Source organism: Methylorubrum podarium (assembly GCF_040270385.1).
Taxonomy (GTDB): Bacteria; Pseudomonadota; Alphaproteobacteria; order Rhizobiales; family Beijerinckiaceae; genus Methylobacterium; species Methylobacterium podarium.
This window is the reverse complement of the sequence record NZ_JBELQE010000056.1, coordinates 16,288-30,795: the sequence shown is the minus strand read 5'-3', so window position 1 is coordinate 30,795 and position 14,508 is coordinate 16,288. Positions and strand designations below refer to the sequence as shown.

Sequence of the window (14,508 nt, the reverse complement as noted above, 5' to 3'; positions counted from 1 at the left end):
CACGCCACGGAATGATTTGAATCTCCCCCGGTCTTCGGCCGATCGCTTCGGTCTGGGCTTGGCCTGCCCCCCCCCCCCTTGGGGGGTGGGGTTCGGGGTGGGGGTGGGGCAGACGGCACCGCCCAACCTCATTCTGAACCACCCCCACCTCCTGCCTCCTCCCCGCAAGGGGGAGGAGAGAGACGCTGACCGCGGCGGTCCGGACGGGGTTCGGCCGGGTGCCTAGGCCGCCGGCGCCGCTTCGCCCTCCGCCTCGCCCTGCCCGCTCTCCTTCTCCCGGCGCAGCCGCTCGGCGGCGACGTAGAAGACCGGGGTGACGAACAGAGTCAGGATCGTGGCCACCAGCAGGCCGCCGATCACCACCGTGCCCATGGAGAGCCGGGCATTCGCCCCCGCGCCGCTGGCGATGGCGAGGGGCACCGAGCCGAGGATGAAGGCGAAGGACGTCATCAGGATCGGCCGCATGCGCATCCGCGTGGCGTGCTGGGCCGCCTCCAGCGCGCCCTCGCCCCTGCCGCGCAGCTCCTCGGCGAAGGAGACGAGCAGGATCGAGTTCTTGGCCGCCAGGCCGACGAGGAGCAGCAGGCCGATCTGCCCGAACACGTCGAGCGGCATGCCGCGCAGGCCTAAAAATCCGACGGCCCCGAAGATGGCGAGCGGCGTCGCGAGCAGGATCACCAGCGGCAGCCGCAGGCTCTCGTACTGCCCGGCCAGGAAGCAGAAGATCATGAACACGCCCAGCCCGAAGACCAGCGGCGCGATGTTGCCGGCGATCTTCTCCTGGTAGGCGACCTCCGACCACTCGATGGAGGTGTTGCGCGGCAGATCCTCCGCCAGTTCCTCGATCGCCGCGATCACCGTGCCGGAACTGGAGCCGGAGGCGACCGTCACCGCCACCTCGATCGCCGGATAGGTGTTGTAGGACAGGACCGCCGTCGGTCCCGTCGTGAACTTCGCCTGCACCAGGGAGCCGAGGCGCACGGGCTCCCCCTGCGCGTTGAGGACGGTGAGCGCCTCCAGATCCTGGAACAGGCGCCGCCCGGAGGCGTCGCTCTGGACATAGACCTGGTAGACGAAGCCGAACCGGTTGAAGAGGTTGACGAAGCTCGATCCGACATAGGTGCCGAGCGCCTCGAACAGCCGCGCCAGCGGCACGCCGAGCTGCTCGGCCTTGGCCCGGTCGATGTCGAGGCGCAGCTGCGGCACGCCCCAGTCGGTGGTCGGCGTCGCGCTCGACACGCCCGGGAGCGCCCGGATCTTCTCGATGAAGTCGGTGGCCGTCCGCGCCAGGCCGAGGCCGCCATTGCCGGAGCGGTCCTGGATCTCCAGCGTCAGGCCGCCGCGGGAGCCGAGCCCCGGCAGCGGCGAGGGGTTGGCGATGCGCACCTGCCCGTCGGGATCGTGCTTGAAGCGCTCCTCCATGTCGCGGATCAGGTCGTCGACCGTGGTCGTGCGCTCGTCCCAGGGCTTCATCACGGGAATGTTGAAGCCGTAGAACGGGGCGACCGTGTCGGCGAGGAACGAGCGCCCGCTGACGCCGATGGTGTGATCGACGTCGTCGCGGGCACGGAGCGCCGCGCCGAAGCGGGCGTTCATCGCCTCCGTGCGCTGCACCGAGGCGCCGAGCGGCATCGCCACCTCCGCGTAGAGGTAGCCCTGGTCCTCGTCCGGCACGAAGCCGGTGGGGCGCTGCATCAGCAGCATCACCGTGGCGCCGGCGAACAGCGCGAAGGCGACGAGCGTCAGGACGACGTGGCGGGTGAGCCATCCGATCGTGCGGGCGACGAAGTCGGCCGAGCGCTCCAGGGCGCGGTTGAACCAGTCGAGCGGCTTGCGCCACCAGCGCGTCTTCCGCGGCCCGTGCGGCTTCAGGAGCAGGCCGCACAGGGCCGGCGTCAGGGTCAGCGAGACGACCGCCGAGATCAGCACCGAGATGGCGATGGTCAGCGCGAACTGGTTGTAGAGCTGGCCGGTCAGGCCGGGGATGAAGGCCACCGGCACGAACAGGGCGGCGAGCACCAGCGTCGTCGCGATGACGGGGCCGCCGATCTCGTTGACCGCCTCGCGGGAGGCGGGCTTCGGCTCCATGCCCTCCGCCATCAGCCGCTCGGTGTTCTCGACGACGATGATCGCGTCGTCCACCACGAGGCCGACGGCGAGGACGAGGCCGAGCAGGCTGAGCGTGTTGAAGGAGAAGCCGAGCAGCGCCATCGGCCCGAAGGTGCCGATCAGCGCGATCGGCACGGCGATGGTCGGGATCAGGGTGGCGCGCCAGTTCTGCAGGAAGAGGTAGGTGACGACCGTGACGATCAGGATCGCCTCGACCAGGGTCCGCACCACCTCGTAGATCGCCTCCTTGACGAACTCGGTGGAGTCGAGGGCGATGGCGTAGTGCAGGCCGGGGGGGAAGCGCTTGGCGAGGTCCGCCATGGTGGCGCGCGTCCCGTTCATCACGTCGACGGCGTTGGCGTCGGGGTTCTGGAAGATGCCCAGCGTCGCCGAAGGCTTGCCGTCGAAGTTCGAGGTGACGCCGTACTGCTCCGAGCCGAGCTCCACCCGGCCGACGTCGGAGACGCGCACCACCGAGCCGTCGGGGTTGGCCCGCAGGACGATGTTGCCGAACTCCTCGGGCTTCATCAGCCGGCCCTTGGTGACGAGCTGCAGCTCGAACGGCGTGGCGCGCTCCATCGGCAGCTTGCCGAGCGAGCCCGTCGTCACCTGCGCGTTCTGCGCCTGGATCGCCTGGAGCACCGTCTCGGTCGAGAGGGAGAGCGCCTCCATCTTGGCCGGGTCGAGCCAGATGCGCATGGCGTAGCGCATGTTGGAGAAGTTCAGGATGCGGCCCATGCCGGTGACCCGGCGCAGGGGCTTGATGACCTGGGTCTCGGCGTAGTTGGCCAGGAACAGCTCGTCGAAGCCGGTGCTCTCGTCGGCGTAGAGCACGACGTTGCCGAGCCGCTGGCGCGACGACTTCTGGATCTCCAGCCCCTGCGCCCGCACCGCCTCCGGCAGCTTGGCCTCGGCGCGGCTCGACCGGGTCAGCACCTCCGCCGCCGCGGCGTCGAGGTTCGAGCCGACCTCGAAGGTAGCGTCGATCGAGACGCTGCCGTCGGTCGAGGACGTCGACTGGATGTAGATCAGGTTGGGCGCGCCGTTGATCTCCTGCTCCACCGGGATCGCGATCGACTCGTAGGCCTGCTGGGCGGAGGCGCCGGGATAGGTCGCCTGGATGTTGATGATGGGCGGGGCGATCTCGGGGTACTGCGCCACCGGCAGCGTCAGCCCGGCGACGAGGCCGATCACCGTGACGATGACGGAGATCACGCTCGCGAGGATCGGCCGGTCGACGAACGTGGCGAACATTCGAGGGACCGGCTCCGAGAATTCAACGTGGACGTGAAGGACCCGCGTGCAACGTCTTGGGACTCCGCGTGTTCCCTCCGGTGTCGCGCCCGGAGGAAGCCGGGCCGGCGCGTCCGTCCCGCTCTCGGAGAATCGTTCTCGTGCGCCAAGGCGTCGGCTTCGTCATCACCGGCCTCGTCGTCGGCACGCTCGGGATCGCCGCGGGCGCGTGGTGGGGGATGGGGCACCCGATCCCCGGCTTCCTCGCCCACCACTTCAAGACGGCGAGCCGCGCCGAGACCAAGCGCCAGAAGGAGGAGCCGCGCCTCGCGGTGCGGGCGGTGCGCGCCAGCCGCCAGGACGTGCCGGTCGCCTTCGAATATACCGGCACGATCATCTCGCCCCGCGACGCCGAGCTGCAGGCGCGGGTGAGCGGCTTCGTGGTGGAGCGTCCGTTCGAGCCCGGCGGCCACGTCAAGAAGGGGCAGGTGCTGTTCCGCATCGACCCGCGCCCCTTCGAGGTCGCCCTCAAATCGGCCGAGGCGCTGCGCAATCAGGCCAAGGCCGCCCTCGACTTCGCCCAGGCCGAGGTGAACCGCACCGAGCAGCTCGCCGACAAGGGTTTTGCCACCGAGCAGCGCGCCCAGCAGAACCAGTCGAACCTCGCCACCGCCACCGCCAAGCTCGACGAGGCGGAGGCTGCCATCGCCCGTCAGCGGCTGAACCTCGAATACGCGGTGATCCGCGCGCCCTTCGACGGGCGCTCCAGCCTGTCCATGACCAATCTCGGCGACATGGTGATCGAGAACCAGACCAACCTCGTCTCCGTGGTGCAGGTGAACCCGATCGACGTGCAGATGGCGCTCTCCTCCGAGGATGCGGAGGCCGTGCGGGTGGCCCAAGGAGAGGGGCGGGTGAAGGTCCAGCTTCTCGACGTGCAGCGCGAGCCCGTGCGCGGGGCCACGATCTACCGGCTCGACAACCGCTTCGATCCCCGGACCGGCCGCCGCCTGATCCAGGCCTGGCTCGACAACGCCGACGAGCGCTACCTCCCCGGCCGCTTCGTCCGCTCGCGCATCGAGGTCGGCCGGCAGGAGCGCCTGCTCGTGCCGACGGTCGCGCTCTCGGCCCAGCTCGACCAGCAGGTGGTCTGGACGGTGGACGAGGCCGGCACCGTCCACATGACCGCGATCGAGGTCGGCGACGTCTACGGCGACAACACCGCCGTGCTCAAGGGCCTCAAGCCCGACACGCTGGTGGTCACCGACCATCTCCAGAGCATGCGCCAGAACCTCAAGGTCGAGCCGCGGATCGCCGAAGAGGTCAGCGCCGTCGGCAACACCCCCGCCCAGGGCGAGGCGCGGCACTAGAGTCGCTCCCGATCGCGTTGCGATCGACACGGCTCTCAGGTCTTATTTTGACGCGCGCTCTTGCGCCGAACCGGCATCCCCTTCGGCGGAGAGCGCTCTGGGACCAAGCCGTAGGGCCCCTCGAGGATGCGTCATCATCGTCGAGGAGCATCACGCTCCCCTGCCCCCGATCGGGATCGGCCCGTACTCCACCCGGATGGCGGCGGGAACCATAATCCGCCAAAACCCATGCGCAGGGTCCGGGACGTGCCTATAGGAAACGGTGCCGCTCGCACGGTCGAGGGATCGGCGGGACGGGCGGCACGGACGAACGGATTCCATCGAGACGATCGGTCGAGCCATGACGGTTGATGCCAAGTATCTCGACGGATCGGCTCTCTACGGCGACGACCTCGCGCCGGGGGACATCGCGCGCTGGTACGCCCAGGAGGAGCAGGGCTTCTACAAGCTCGCCACCGAGGTCTACAAACTCGAAGCGTCCGGCGCCTACAGCTACGAGTACGACGCGCTGAACGCCTTCCACGGCTTCGACCGGCTGCGCGGGCGCCGCTTCGACACCTGCGTCGCGCTCGGCTGCGCGGCGGGCGACGACGTGGCGCCGCTGGCCGACCGGGTGGGCCGCTTCATCGGGATCGAGCCGGCCGAGGAGTGGTGGCGGGACCGGATCGGCGGGCGCCCCGCCGCCTTCATCAAGCCGCTCCCCTCCGGCGACATCCCGCTGCCCGACGACGGCGCCGACCTGTTCGTGAGCCTCGGCGTGCTCCACCACATCCCCAACGTCTCGCACGTGCTGGCCGAGGCGCACCGCATCCTCAGGCCCGGCGGGCTCCTGGTCTTCCGCGAGCCCATCACCTCGATGGGCGACTGGACGAAGGCGCGCTACGGCCTGACGCAGAACGAGCGCGGCCTGCCGCTGCCGTGGCTGCACGACCGGCTCGACCGCATCGGCTTCGACATCGTGCGGGAGGCCCCCTGCATGACCAACGCGCTGGCGAAGATCGCGGCCAAGGTGCTTCCGGGCCATCTCTACGCCCGCCGGGGCTACGTGGCGCTCGACGCGGCGGTGAGCCGGCTGCTCGCCTTCAACATCAGCTACCACCGCACGGCGTTCCTGAAGCGGATCGCCCCCTCGAACGTCTTCATGATCGCCGAGAAGCGCTGAGGCCGAAGACGGGGCGCGCGCTCTGCCCGCCCCGTCCCCGCCCCGGCCCCGTCACGCGGACGTCACGCCGCCCGCACCTGGGCGAGGAAGCCGCCGACTTCCGTGCGCAGGGCCGTCGCCTGACGGGCGAGGTCGCTCGCCGCGTCGAGCACCTGGCCCGAGCCGGTGCTGGCGTCGTCGGCGGTGCGGGCCACCCCCGCCACGTCGTCCGAGGCGCGGCGCGCCCCGCCCGAGGTCTCGACCGTGGTGCGGGCGATCTCGGCGGTGGCCGCGCCCTGCTGCTCGACCGCGGCGGCGATGTCGCCCGAGATCCGCGACAGGTCGCGGATCGTGCGGGCGATGCCGGTGATGCCCGACACCGAGGCGCCGGTCGCGGCCTCGATCTCGGCCATCCGCCCGGCGATCTCGTCGGTGGCCCGCGCCGTCTGGGCGGCCAGCCCCTTCACCTCCGAGGCGACGACGGCGAAGCCGCGTCCCGCCTCGCCGGCTCGGGCCGCCTCGATGGTGGCGTTGAGCGCCAGCAGGTTGGTCTGGCCGGCGATCTGCGAGATCAGCCCGACGATCTGGCCGATGCCGCTCGCGGCCGCGGCGAGGCGCTCGACCTCGCCGGCGGTGCGGGCCGCCTCCTCCTCGGCGGCGCTCGCCGCCAGCGCCGAGGAGCCGACCTGCGCGGAGATCTCGCGGATCGAGGCCGACAGCTCCTCCGTCGCCGCGGCGATGCCGTCGGAGGAGCGCGCCGCCTGCGCCGAAGCCTGCGCGGCCGAGGCGCTCAGCGCCGAGGTCTGGCCCGCGGCGGTGCTCATCGCCCGGGCGGCGCCCTCCAGCTGCTGCGCGGCGGCCGAGACCGCCTCGACGATGCCGCCGACCCGCGCCTCGAATCCGTCGGCCACCGCCATCATCGCCGCGTGGCGGCGGGCGGTCTCCTCCTCGGCGCCGCGCTCCTGGGCGGCACGGATGCGGGCGCGCTCGGCCACGCTGTCGCGGAAGGCCAGGGCCGCCGCGGCGATGGCGCGCAGCTCGCCCGGACCCTTCACCGGGATCTCGACCTCGGTCTCTCCGCGCCCGATCGCGGTCAGCGCCCGGGCCATCCGGCTCAAGGGGCGCGCGATCGCCGAGCCGAGGCCGAAGGCCAGCCCCACCGAGAGCAGCAGGGTGGCGAGCGCCGCCCCGGCCCAGAGCAGGACCGTGCGCTCGGCGCGCGACCGGGCGGCCCCTGCCTCCCGCGCCAGGGCCGCGGTCAGCCGGTCCTCGATCCCCTTCAGCCCGTCGATGCGCTGGGTGGCGAGCCCGAACCAGCCCTTTGCGTCGGTGAAGGCGAGCGCTTGGCCGGGCGCCGTGGCGAGGGCGAGGCCGCGGAGCCGGCCGACCTCGCGGGCCGCCTCCGAGGCGTTGGCCGCATCGAGCGCGGCGATCGCTTCCGCGTGCCCCGCGGCGCGGAACAGGCCCTCGAAGGTCGCCTGATCCGAGGCCAGGCCGGCGAGCCGGCGCAGGCCCGCGAGATCGATCGCCCCCGCGGCGAAGACGGCGGAGGCCGCCGCCCGCTCCTGGCCGGCGAATTCCTTGAGCGAGAGGAAGGCGGAGAGGGCGGAGACGCGGGCGCCGATGGCCGGGTCGGCGGCGATCTGCGCCACCCCGCGCACGGTTCCGAGGGCGTCCGCGATGATGCCGGAATAGACCGCGAGGTTGGCCGGCACGCCCGCCTCCAGCCGGTCGACCGCGCCGCGGTGGCGCTCGATCCCGCCGAGTTTTTCGCGCAAGCCCGCCGCCTTGCGCGCGAAATCCGCGTCCATTCCGGCGCCGGCGGCGTCGAGATCCGCGATCAGGGCGGCGCGCGCCGCATCCGTCAGCTTGCGCTGCGCGGCGAGTTCCGGGGCGAACTGGCTGCCCTTCGAGCCGAGAAAGAGGCTGGAGGCGCCGCGCTCCTTCTGCGCCTCGTGGACGAAGGCGCCGATCCGGACCGACAGGCCGGTCAGCGCCTCCATCCGCGCCATCGCCCGGCCGTGCTCCGCCCGCTCCGCCACCGCCACCCCCGCGACCGCGCCGAAGGCGAGGCAGGGGATCAGCGCCACCGCGACGATGCGGGCGCGCAGGGACGCGGGCATCGCGGCGGAGAGGAGGGCGGGCGAGGAAACACGCGAACGCATGACGGCACGATCCGGATCAAAGGAGGCCGGGATGATGCCGATCGCACGTAAAACAAAGCTTTCGTCGAAACAGATGTGCTTAAAGTTTAAGCAGAACGACGATCATTTCACCGTAAGGAACGGTGTCGATGCCGGCCTCAGCCAGCTTTGTGGCCCGGAAGTTCTTCGATGCGGCCATCGCGGTCGGCCGTGCGGACGAATCTGCGCCGCCGGAACCGGCCGATCCCACGGCTCGACATGTCCGGACAGGTCGCGCGCTAAATTGATTTCGCTGAGCCGCGCCATGACGGCAAAGGACCGAAGCGATCAACCGGATGGCGTATGTGGTGCTGGAACCGTCCGCCACCGGGCCGGAGGTCCGCGCCTTGGTTAGAACGTCCGCCCCCGTGGCCGCGGCTCGAACGTTTCACGACGGCATTGCCGTCGTACTCGTTCCGTTCTAGTGGTTTCGGGCCGCCCGCAACCCATCTTCCGTCCCCCGGAACCTGTTCCTCGCGCGCGGCACGCCCGTTGCCCGCCCGAACAGATCGGGCAGAGCATCGGGTCGCCCGGATCGTCGCAGAGAATTTGTCGTCCATGGCCAAAGCCAAAGCCCGCAAAGCCGAGACCGCGGCCGCCACCGAGGAAAAGACCGACGCACGGCTCTCCGCCCTGTTCGACGCCGCCGGTGAGCGCGCGCGCGACACCCGCGTCATCTCGGTGCGCGGCGCCCGCGAGCACAATCTCAAGAACGTCGATCTGACGATTCCCCGCGACAAGTTCGTGGTGTTCACCGGCCTGTCGGGCTCCGGAAAGTCGTCGCTGGCCTTCGACACGATCTACGCGGAGGGCCAGCGCCGCTACGTCGAATCGCTCTCGGCCTATGCCCGCCAGTTCCTCGAGATGATGTCGAAGCCCGACGTCGATCAGATCGACGGGCTCTCGCCGGCGATCTCCATCGAGCAGAAGACGACGTCGAAGAATCCGCGCTCCACCGTCGGCACGGTGACCGAGATCTACGACTACATGCGCCTGCTGTGGGCGCGGGTCGGCATCCCCTACTCGCCCGCCACCGGCGAGCCGATCGAGAGCCAGACCGTCAGCCAGATGGTCGACCGGGTGCTCGACCTGCCGGAGAAGACGCGGCTCTACCTGCTCGCGCCGGTGGTGCGCGGCCGCAAGGGCGAGTACCGTAAGGAGATCGCCGAGTTCCAGAAGAAGGGCTTCCAGCGCCTGCGCATCGACGGCGAGTACTACCCGATCGACGACGTGCCGAAGCTCGACAAGAAGCTCAAGCACGACATCGACGTGGTGGTGGACCGCATCGTCGTGCGCGACGACATCGCCTCGCGGCTGGCCGACTCGTTCGAGACCGCGCTGGAGCTGGCCGACGGCATCGCCGACATCGAATTCGCCGACACGCCCGAGGGCGAGACGCCCAAAAAAATCACGTTCTCGTCGCGCTTCGCCTGCCCCGTCTCCGGCTTCACCATCCCCGAGATCGAGCCGCGGCTGTTCTCGTTCAACAATCCCTTCGGCGCCTGCCCGACCTGCGGCGGCATCGGCCACGAGATGCGGATCGACCCCGAACTGGTGATCTCGGACGCGAGCCTCACGCTCAAGCGCGGGGCGGTGGCGCCCTGGGCCAAGTCGACCTCGCCCTACTACGACCAGACGCTCGACGCGCTGGCCAAGCATTTCGGCTTCAAGACCACGGTCGCGTGGTCGACGCTGCCGGCGCAGGCGCGCGACGTGATCCTCTACGGTACGGCCAAGGAATCGGTGCGGTTCGACTACAACGACGGCCTGCGCTCCTACTCGGTCAACAAGCCGTTCGAGGGCGTGATCCCGAACCTGGAGCGGCGCTACAAGGAGACCGAGAGCGACGCGAGCCGGGAGGAGATCGGCCGCTTCATGAGCGCCACCCCTTGCGCCGCCTGTGCCGGCAAGCGGCTCAAGCCCGAGGCGCTCGCGGTCAAGATCGACCGGCAGGACATCGGCGAGGTCACCGCGCTCTCGGTGCGCGAGGCCCATCGCTGGTTCTCCGAGATCTCGGGCAAGCTCACCGACAAGCAGAACGAGATCGCGGTCCGGATCCTGAAGGAGATCCGCGACCGGCTGACCTTCCTCGTCGATGTCGGCCTCGAATACCTGACGCTCGCCCGCGGCTCGGGCTCGCTCTCCGGCGGCGAGAGCCAGCGCATCCGGCTCGCCTCGCAGATCGGCTCGGGGCTGACCGGCGTGCTCTACGTCCTCGACGAGCCCTCGATCGGCCTGCACCAGCGCGACAACGAGCGCCTGCTCGGCACCCTCAAGCGCCTGCGCGACCTCGGCAACTCGGTGATCGTGGTCGAGCACGACGAGGACGCGATCCTCCAGGCCGACTACGTGGTCGATGTCGGCCCCGGCGCCGGCATCCACGGCGGCGAGATCGTGGCGCAGGGCACGCCGGAGGAGCTCCTGAAGGACCCGGCCTCGCTGACGGCGAAGTACCTGACCGGCGAACTCTCGGTGCACACGCCGAAGGCGCGGCGCAAGCCCGGCCGCGGGATGCTCACGGTCGTCGGGGCACGAGGCAACAACCTGAAGGACGTCACCGCACAAATCCCGCTCGGCACCTTCACCTGCATCACCGGCGTCTCCGGCGGCGGCAAGTCGACCCTCGTGATCGACACGCTCTACAAGGCGGCGGCCAAGCGCCTCAACGGCGCCCTGGAGCATCCCGCCCCGTTCGAGCGGATCGAGGGGCTGGAGCATCTCGACAAGGTCATCGACATCGACCAGTCGCCGATCGGCCGCACCCCGCGCTCGAACCCGGCGACCTATACGGGCGCCTTCACCCCGATCCGCGACTGGTTCGCGGGGCTCCCCGAGGCCAAGGCCCGCGGCTACCAGGCCGGGCGCTTCTCCTTCAACGTGAAGGGCGGGCGCTGCGAGGCCTGCTCGGGCGACGGCGTCATCAAGATCGAGATGCACTTCCTGCCCGACGTCTACGTCACCTGCGACGTGTGCAAGGGCAAGCGCTACGACCGCGAGACGCTGGAGGTGCGTTACCGCAACAAGTCCATCGCCGACGTGCTCGACATGACGGTGGAGGAGGCCGCCGACCTGTTCAAGGCCGTCCCCTCCATTCGCGAGAAGATGGAGACGCTGGCCCGGGTCGGCCTGCACTACGTCCATGTCGGCCAGCAGGCGACGACGCTCTCGGGCGGCGAGGCGCAGCGGGTGAAGCTGTCCAAGGAGCTGTCGAAGCGGGCGACCGGCCGCACCCTCTACATCCTCGACGAGCCGACCACCGGCCTGCACTTCCACGACGTCGCCAAGCTGATGGAGGTGCTGCACGAGCTGGTCGAGCAGGGCAACACCGTGGTGGTGATCGAGCACAACCTCGAGGTCATCAAGACCGCCGACTGGGTGATCGACATGGGCCCCGAGGGCGGCGACGGCGGCGGCCAGGTGGTGGCGCAGGGCACGCCCGAGGAGATCGCCGCGAGCACGGCGAGCCATACCGGCCGCTTCCTGCGCGAGGTGCTGGCGCGCCGGCCCGCCGGGAAGGCGCCGAAGGCGACGGCCAAGCCCGCGAAGGCTCAGCCGAAGGCGGGCGCCGCGCCGCGCCGCCGCGGGGCGGCCGCGGGCCGGCAGGCCGCCGAGTAGGCGGCGAATCCGGTCGGCGCCTGCCCGGCCGGGGCCGTGGCGCGGGACGGCGATTCGAGGGCCGCGGGGCTTCGCTCGGCCCGCCCCGGCGCGGGATCGGCGTCCGGCGGGAGCCCGCCGCCGCCTTCGCACTTGCGCAATTGCACGGTCCGCCCTGCCTGACCATCCCGGTCAAATGCTAGGGTCAATCGCTTGAGGACAATGTACTATTTCGCCTAGATCCGGCCCGCGGCAGGCCATCGCGCCAAGAATGCGTGCGTTAAGGGATCGTTAAGGGCTTGGTTGCTCCGCAGCGAAAATGCGACTTTTGCGCAACGGTGAGATCCGAACTGCCGAGATTGAAGGCAATCCCCTGTCTTTCGCGGCCGGTCTGTAGAATAGTTCCCGACGTCGAGACTTGAGGTGCGGCCGTAGGGGGCACCGGCATCACGCCAGCCAACCCGCTCTGGGGAGAGAGGGAGGCGAGAGGGATGCGGGCGCTACGGGGCGGACGCCTGAAATCCTTGGGAAGGAACGAGAAAAATGATGAAGAACTGGCTCGCCGCGGGCGCGATCGCGCTCACGGCCGGAATGACGGCGACCGTCGCCCAGGCGCAGACGACCACGGTTCCCGGTGAGCAGGTCGGTCTGGCCGTCGGCGCGCCGCTCCCCGAAGGCATCTACGCCATCAACACCTTCACCTATCGCAGCCCGGACGGCCCGAACGCGACCGCGGTCGACACCGCCGTCAACGTTCCGATCCTGGTGTGGGCGACCCCCTACGTGCCGTTCGGCGGCCGCCTCGAGTTCGTCGTGGCTCCCCCGACCGTGTTCACCTTCAGCCGCGCCGCGGGCGGCCGTGACACCTCGATCAACGTCGGCACCTTCGTCGGCGCGATCTGGGCGTTCGATCTCGGCGGCAACATCGGCGTCAGCTTGCTCGGCGGTTCGTACCTCAACGAGCTCAACGCCGGTCGCGGCGGCGGCCTGAACATCCTGGCCTCCAACACCTACCGCGTCGGCGGCGCCATCAGCTACACCGGCGACGGCTGGAACCTGACCGCCAACCTGACCTACAACTTCTACGACTCCCCCAGCCGCTTCAACGGCCCGAACGGCATCCCGGCCTTCTTCGGCCCGGTGCAGATCTCGGACGCGTTCAACATCGACCTGACCGCGACCAAGAAGTTCGGCAAGTTCGAGATCGGCGCCATCGGCTACGGCACGGTCAACCTCGACCCGAACCTGCTCGCCTTCGTGAACGACCCGACCAGCCGCATCGGTCGCGGTGGCCGGTTCGCCCTCGGCGGCCTCATCGGCTACGACTTCGGACCGTTCTCGGTTCAGGCCTACGTCGCCCGCGACGTCGTGACCTCGGCCGGCGTCCGCGAGAGCACCGACGGCTGGTTCCGCATCGTCGCCCCGCTCTACACCCCGGTGGCGGCCGCGGCCCCGGCTCCGGCCCCGCTGGTTCGCAAGTACTGATCACACGGGGCGGGGACGCGCTGCGTCCCCGACCTTCGGACGATCGAAGCCGTCCGGCCGCGAGGCCGGGCGGCTTCATCCGTTTTCGGGGGATCGCCGTCCGAAGGGCGGCACGGGCTGCCCGGGGCGAGGGCATCGTCCCCGGTGGGCTTCCCGGTTTCCGGTCCACGACCACCCGACCATGATTGCGGGCGCCATTCGACGCGGCGCCGGGTGGGTGTCGGGGTGATGTGCGCCGCCTATCTGTGTCGGGAGCACCGCCCGTCAGCCCGGATCGGAGCCGTTCCGCGGAGGTCTTCCGCGGGCGGCTTCAGGGGCGGGGTGCAGGGAAATCGAAGCCCATGTCCGCGCACGGCGAGTTCAGGATCCCGGCCGCCCTGCAGCCGAAGGCCGGCGATTACGCCTACGATCTGGAGCGGGCGCTGACCTCGGTCGTCTCCCTCTCCAGCCGCGTGCCGGCGGACGCCTTCACGGCGGAGACGCTCGGCACCGAGCGGGCGGGCAACGGCGTGGTGATCCGCGAGGACGGGCTGGTGCTCACCATCGGCTACCTCGTGCTGGAGGCCGACAGCGTCTGGCTCACCACGCAGGACGGGCGCTCGGTGCCGGCCTACGTCGTCGGCTACGACGGCGAGACCGGCTTCGGCCTCGTCCAGGCGCTGGGCCGCCTCGACCTGCCCGCCCTGCGGCTCGGGCGCTCGGACGCGCTGCAGGTCGGCGAGCGGGCGGTGATCGCCGGGGCGGGCGGGCGGTCGCACAGCCTCGCGGTCGAACTCGTCGCCCGACAGGAATTCGCCGGCTACTGGGAATACGTCCTCGACGAGGCCCTGTTCACCACGCCCGCCCACCCGCACTGGGGCGGCACCGCCCTGATCGGACCCGACGGCGCGCTGATCGGCGTCGGCTCGCTCCAGCTCCAGCAGGGCGGCTCGGGGGCGGGCCGGGCGATCAACATGGTCGTGCCGATCGACCTCCTGCCGCCGATCCTCGCCGATCTCGAGACCCGCGGCCGCGCCGACCGCCCGCCCCGCCCCTGGCTCGGCCTCTACGCCACGGAGACGGAGGACGGCGTCGTGGTGATGGGGGCCGCCGACAAGGGCCCGGCGGAAGCCGCCGACCTGCGCGCGGGCGACGTGCTGACCGAGGTGGCGGGCGAGCCCGTGGCCGACCTCGCCGGCTTCTTCCGGCAGGTCTGGGCCTTGGGCGAGGCGGGGGTGCGCGTGCCGCTCACGATCAACCGCGACGGGCGCCTGACGCGGCTCGCGCTCACCTCGGTCGACCGCGACCGGTTCCTGGTCCGGCCGAAGCTGCACTGACCGGGCCGGCTCCCGGTCCCTGCCCCGACGCGCAGGCCGACGAACCGGCGACCCCTTGGTCGGAATGCGCTCGGGCG

Annotated in this window: 7 protein-coding genes; 5 read left to right on the top strand and 2 right to left on the bottom strand. The window is 70.7% G+C overall.

Annotated features, from left to right (window positions below):
• Positions 1-222: 222 nt before the first annotated feature.
• Positions 223-3,363: an efflux RND transporter permease subunit gene (locus ABS772_RS09580; RefSeq protein WP_350394038.1), complete on the bottom strand. Its 3,141-nt coding sequence runs from the start codon at positions 3,361-3,363 to the stop codon at positions 223-225.
• Between the two features lie 140 nt (positions 3,364-3,503).
• On the opposite strand from ABS772_RS09580, the gene ABS772_RS09575 reads away from it, so the two are divergent.
• Positions 3,504-4,712 carry an efflux RND transporter periplasmic adaptor subunit gene (locus ABS772_RS09575; RefSeq protein ID WP_238254640.1) on the top strand — a complete coding sequence of 403 codons (1,209 nt, stop codon included), beginning with the start codon at positions 3,504-3,506 and terminating at the stop codon, positions 4,710-4,712.
• Positions 4,713-5,052: 340 nt separating this feature from the next.
• Complete coding sequence (locus tag ABS772_RS09570) at positions 5,053-5,874, top strand: class I SAM-dependent methyltransferase (RefSeq protein ID WP_238254641.1); 822 nt, start codon at positions 5,053-5,055, stop codon at positions 5,872-5,874.
• A gap of 62 nt (positions 5,875-5,936) precedes the next feature.
• Here the strand turns inward: ABS772_RS09570 and ABS772_RS09565 are convergent, their stop codons facing one another.
• A complete protein-coding gene (locus ABS772_RS09565; RefSeq protein ID WP_350394030.1) occupies positions 5,937-8,018 on the bottom strand; it encodes a methyl-accepting chemotaxis protein in 2,082 nt (693 codons plus the stop codon).
• A gap of 576 nt (positions 8,019-8,594) precedes the next feature.
• Here ABS772_RS09565 and uvrA point away from each other — a divergent pair.
• The 3 genes from uvrA (at position 8,595) to ABS772_RS09550 (ending at position 14,431) form a co-directional block, all read left to right on the top strand.
• Positions 8,595-11,651 carry an excinuclease ABC subunit UvrA gene (uvrA, locus tag ABS772_RS09560; protein WP_350394027.1) on the top strand — a complete coding sequence of 1,019 codons (3,057 nt, stop codon included), beginning with the start codon at positions 8,595-8,597 and terminating at the stop codon, positions 11,649-11,651.
• Positions 11,652-12,173: 522 nt separating this feature from the next.
• On the top strand, positions 12,174-13,115 hold the full coding sequence (locus ABS772_RS09555; protein ID WP_350394025.1) for a transporter: 942 nt from the start codon (positions 12,174-12,176) through the stop codon (positions 13,113-13,115).
• A 341-nt stretch (positions 13,116-13,456) separates the two neighbouring features.
• Complete coding sequence (locus tag ABS772_RS09550; protein WP_350394023.1) at positions 13,457-14,431, top strand: S1C family serine protease; 975 nt, start codon at positions 13,457-13,459, stop codon at positions 14,429-14,431.
• Positions 14,432-14,508: the final 77 nt, after the last annotated feature.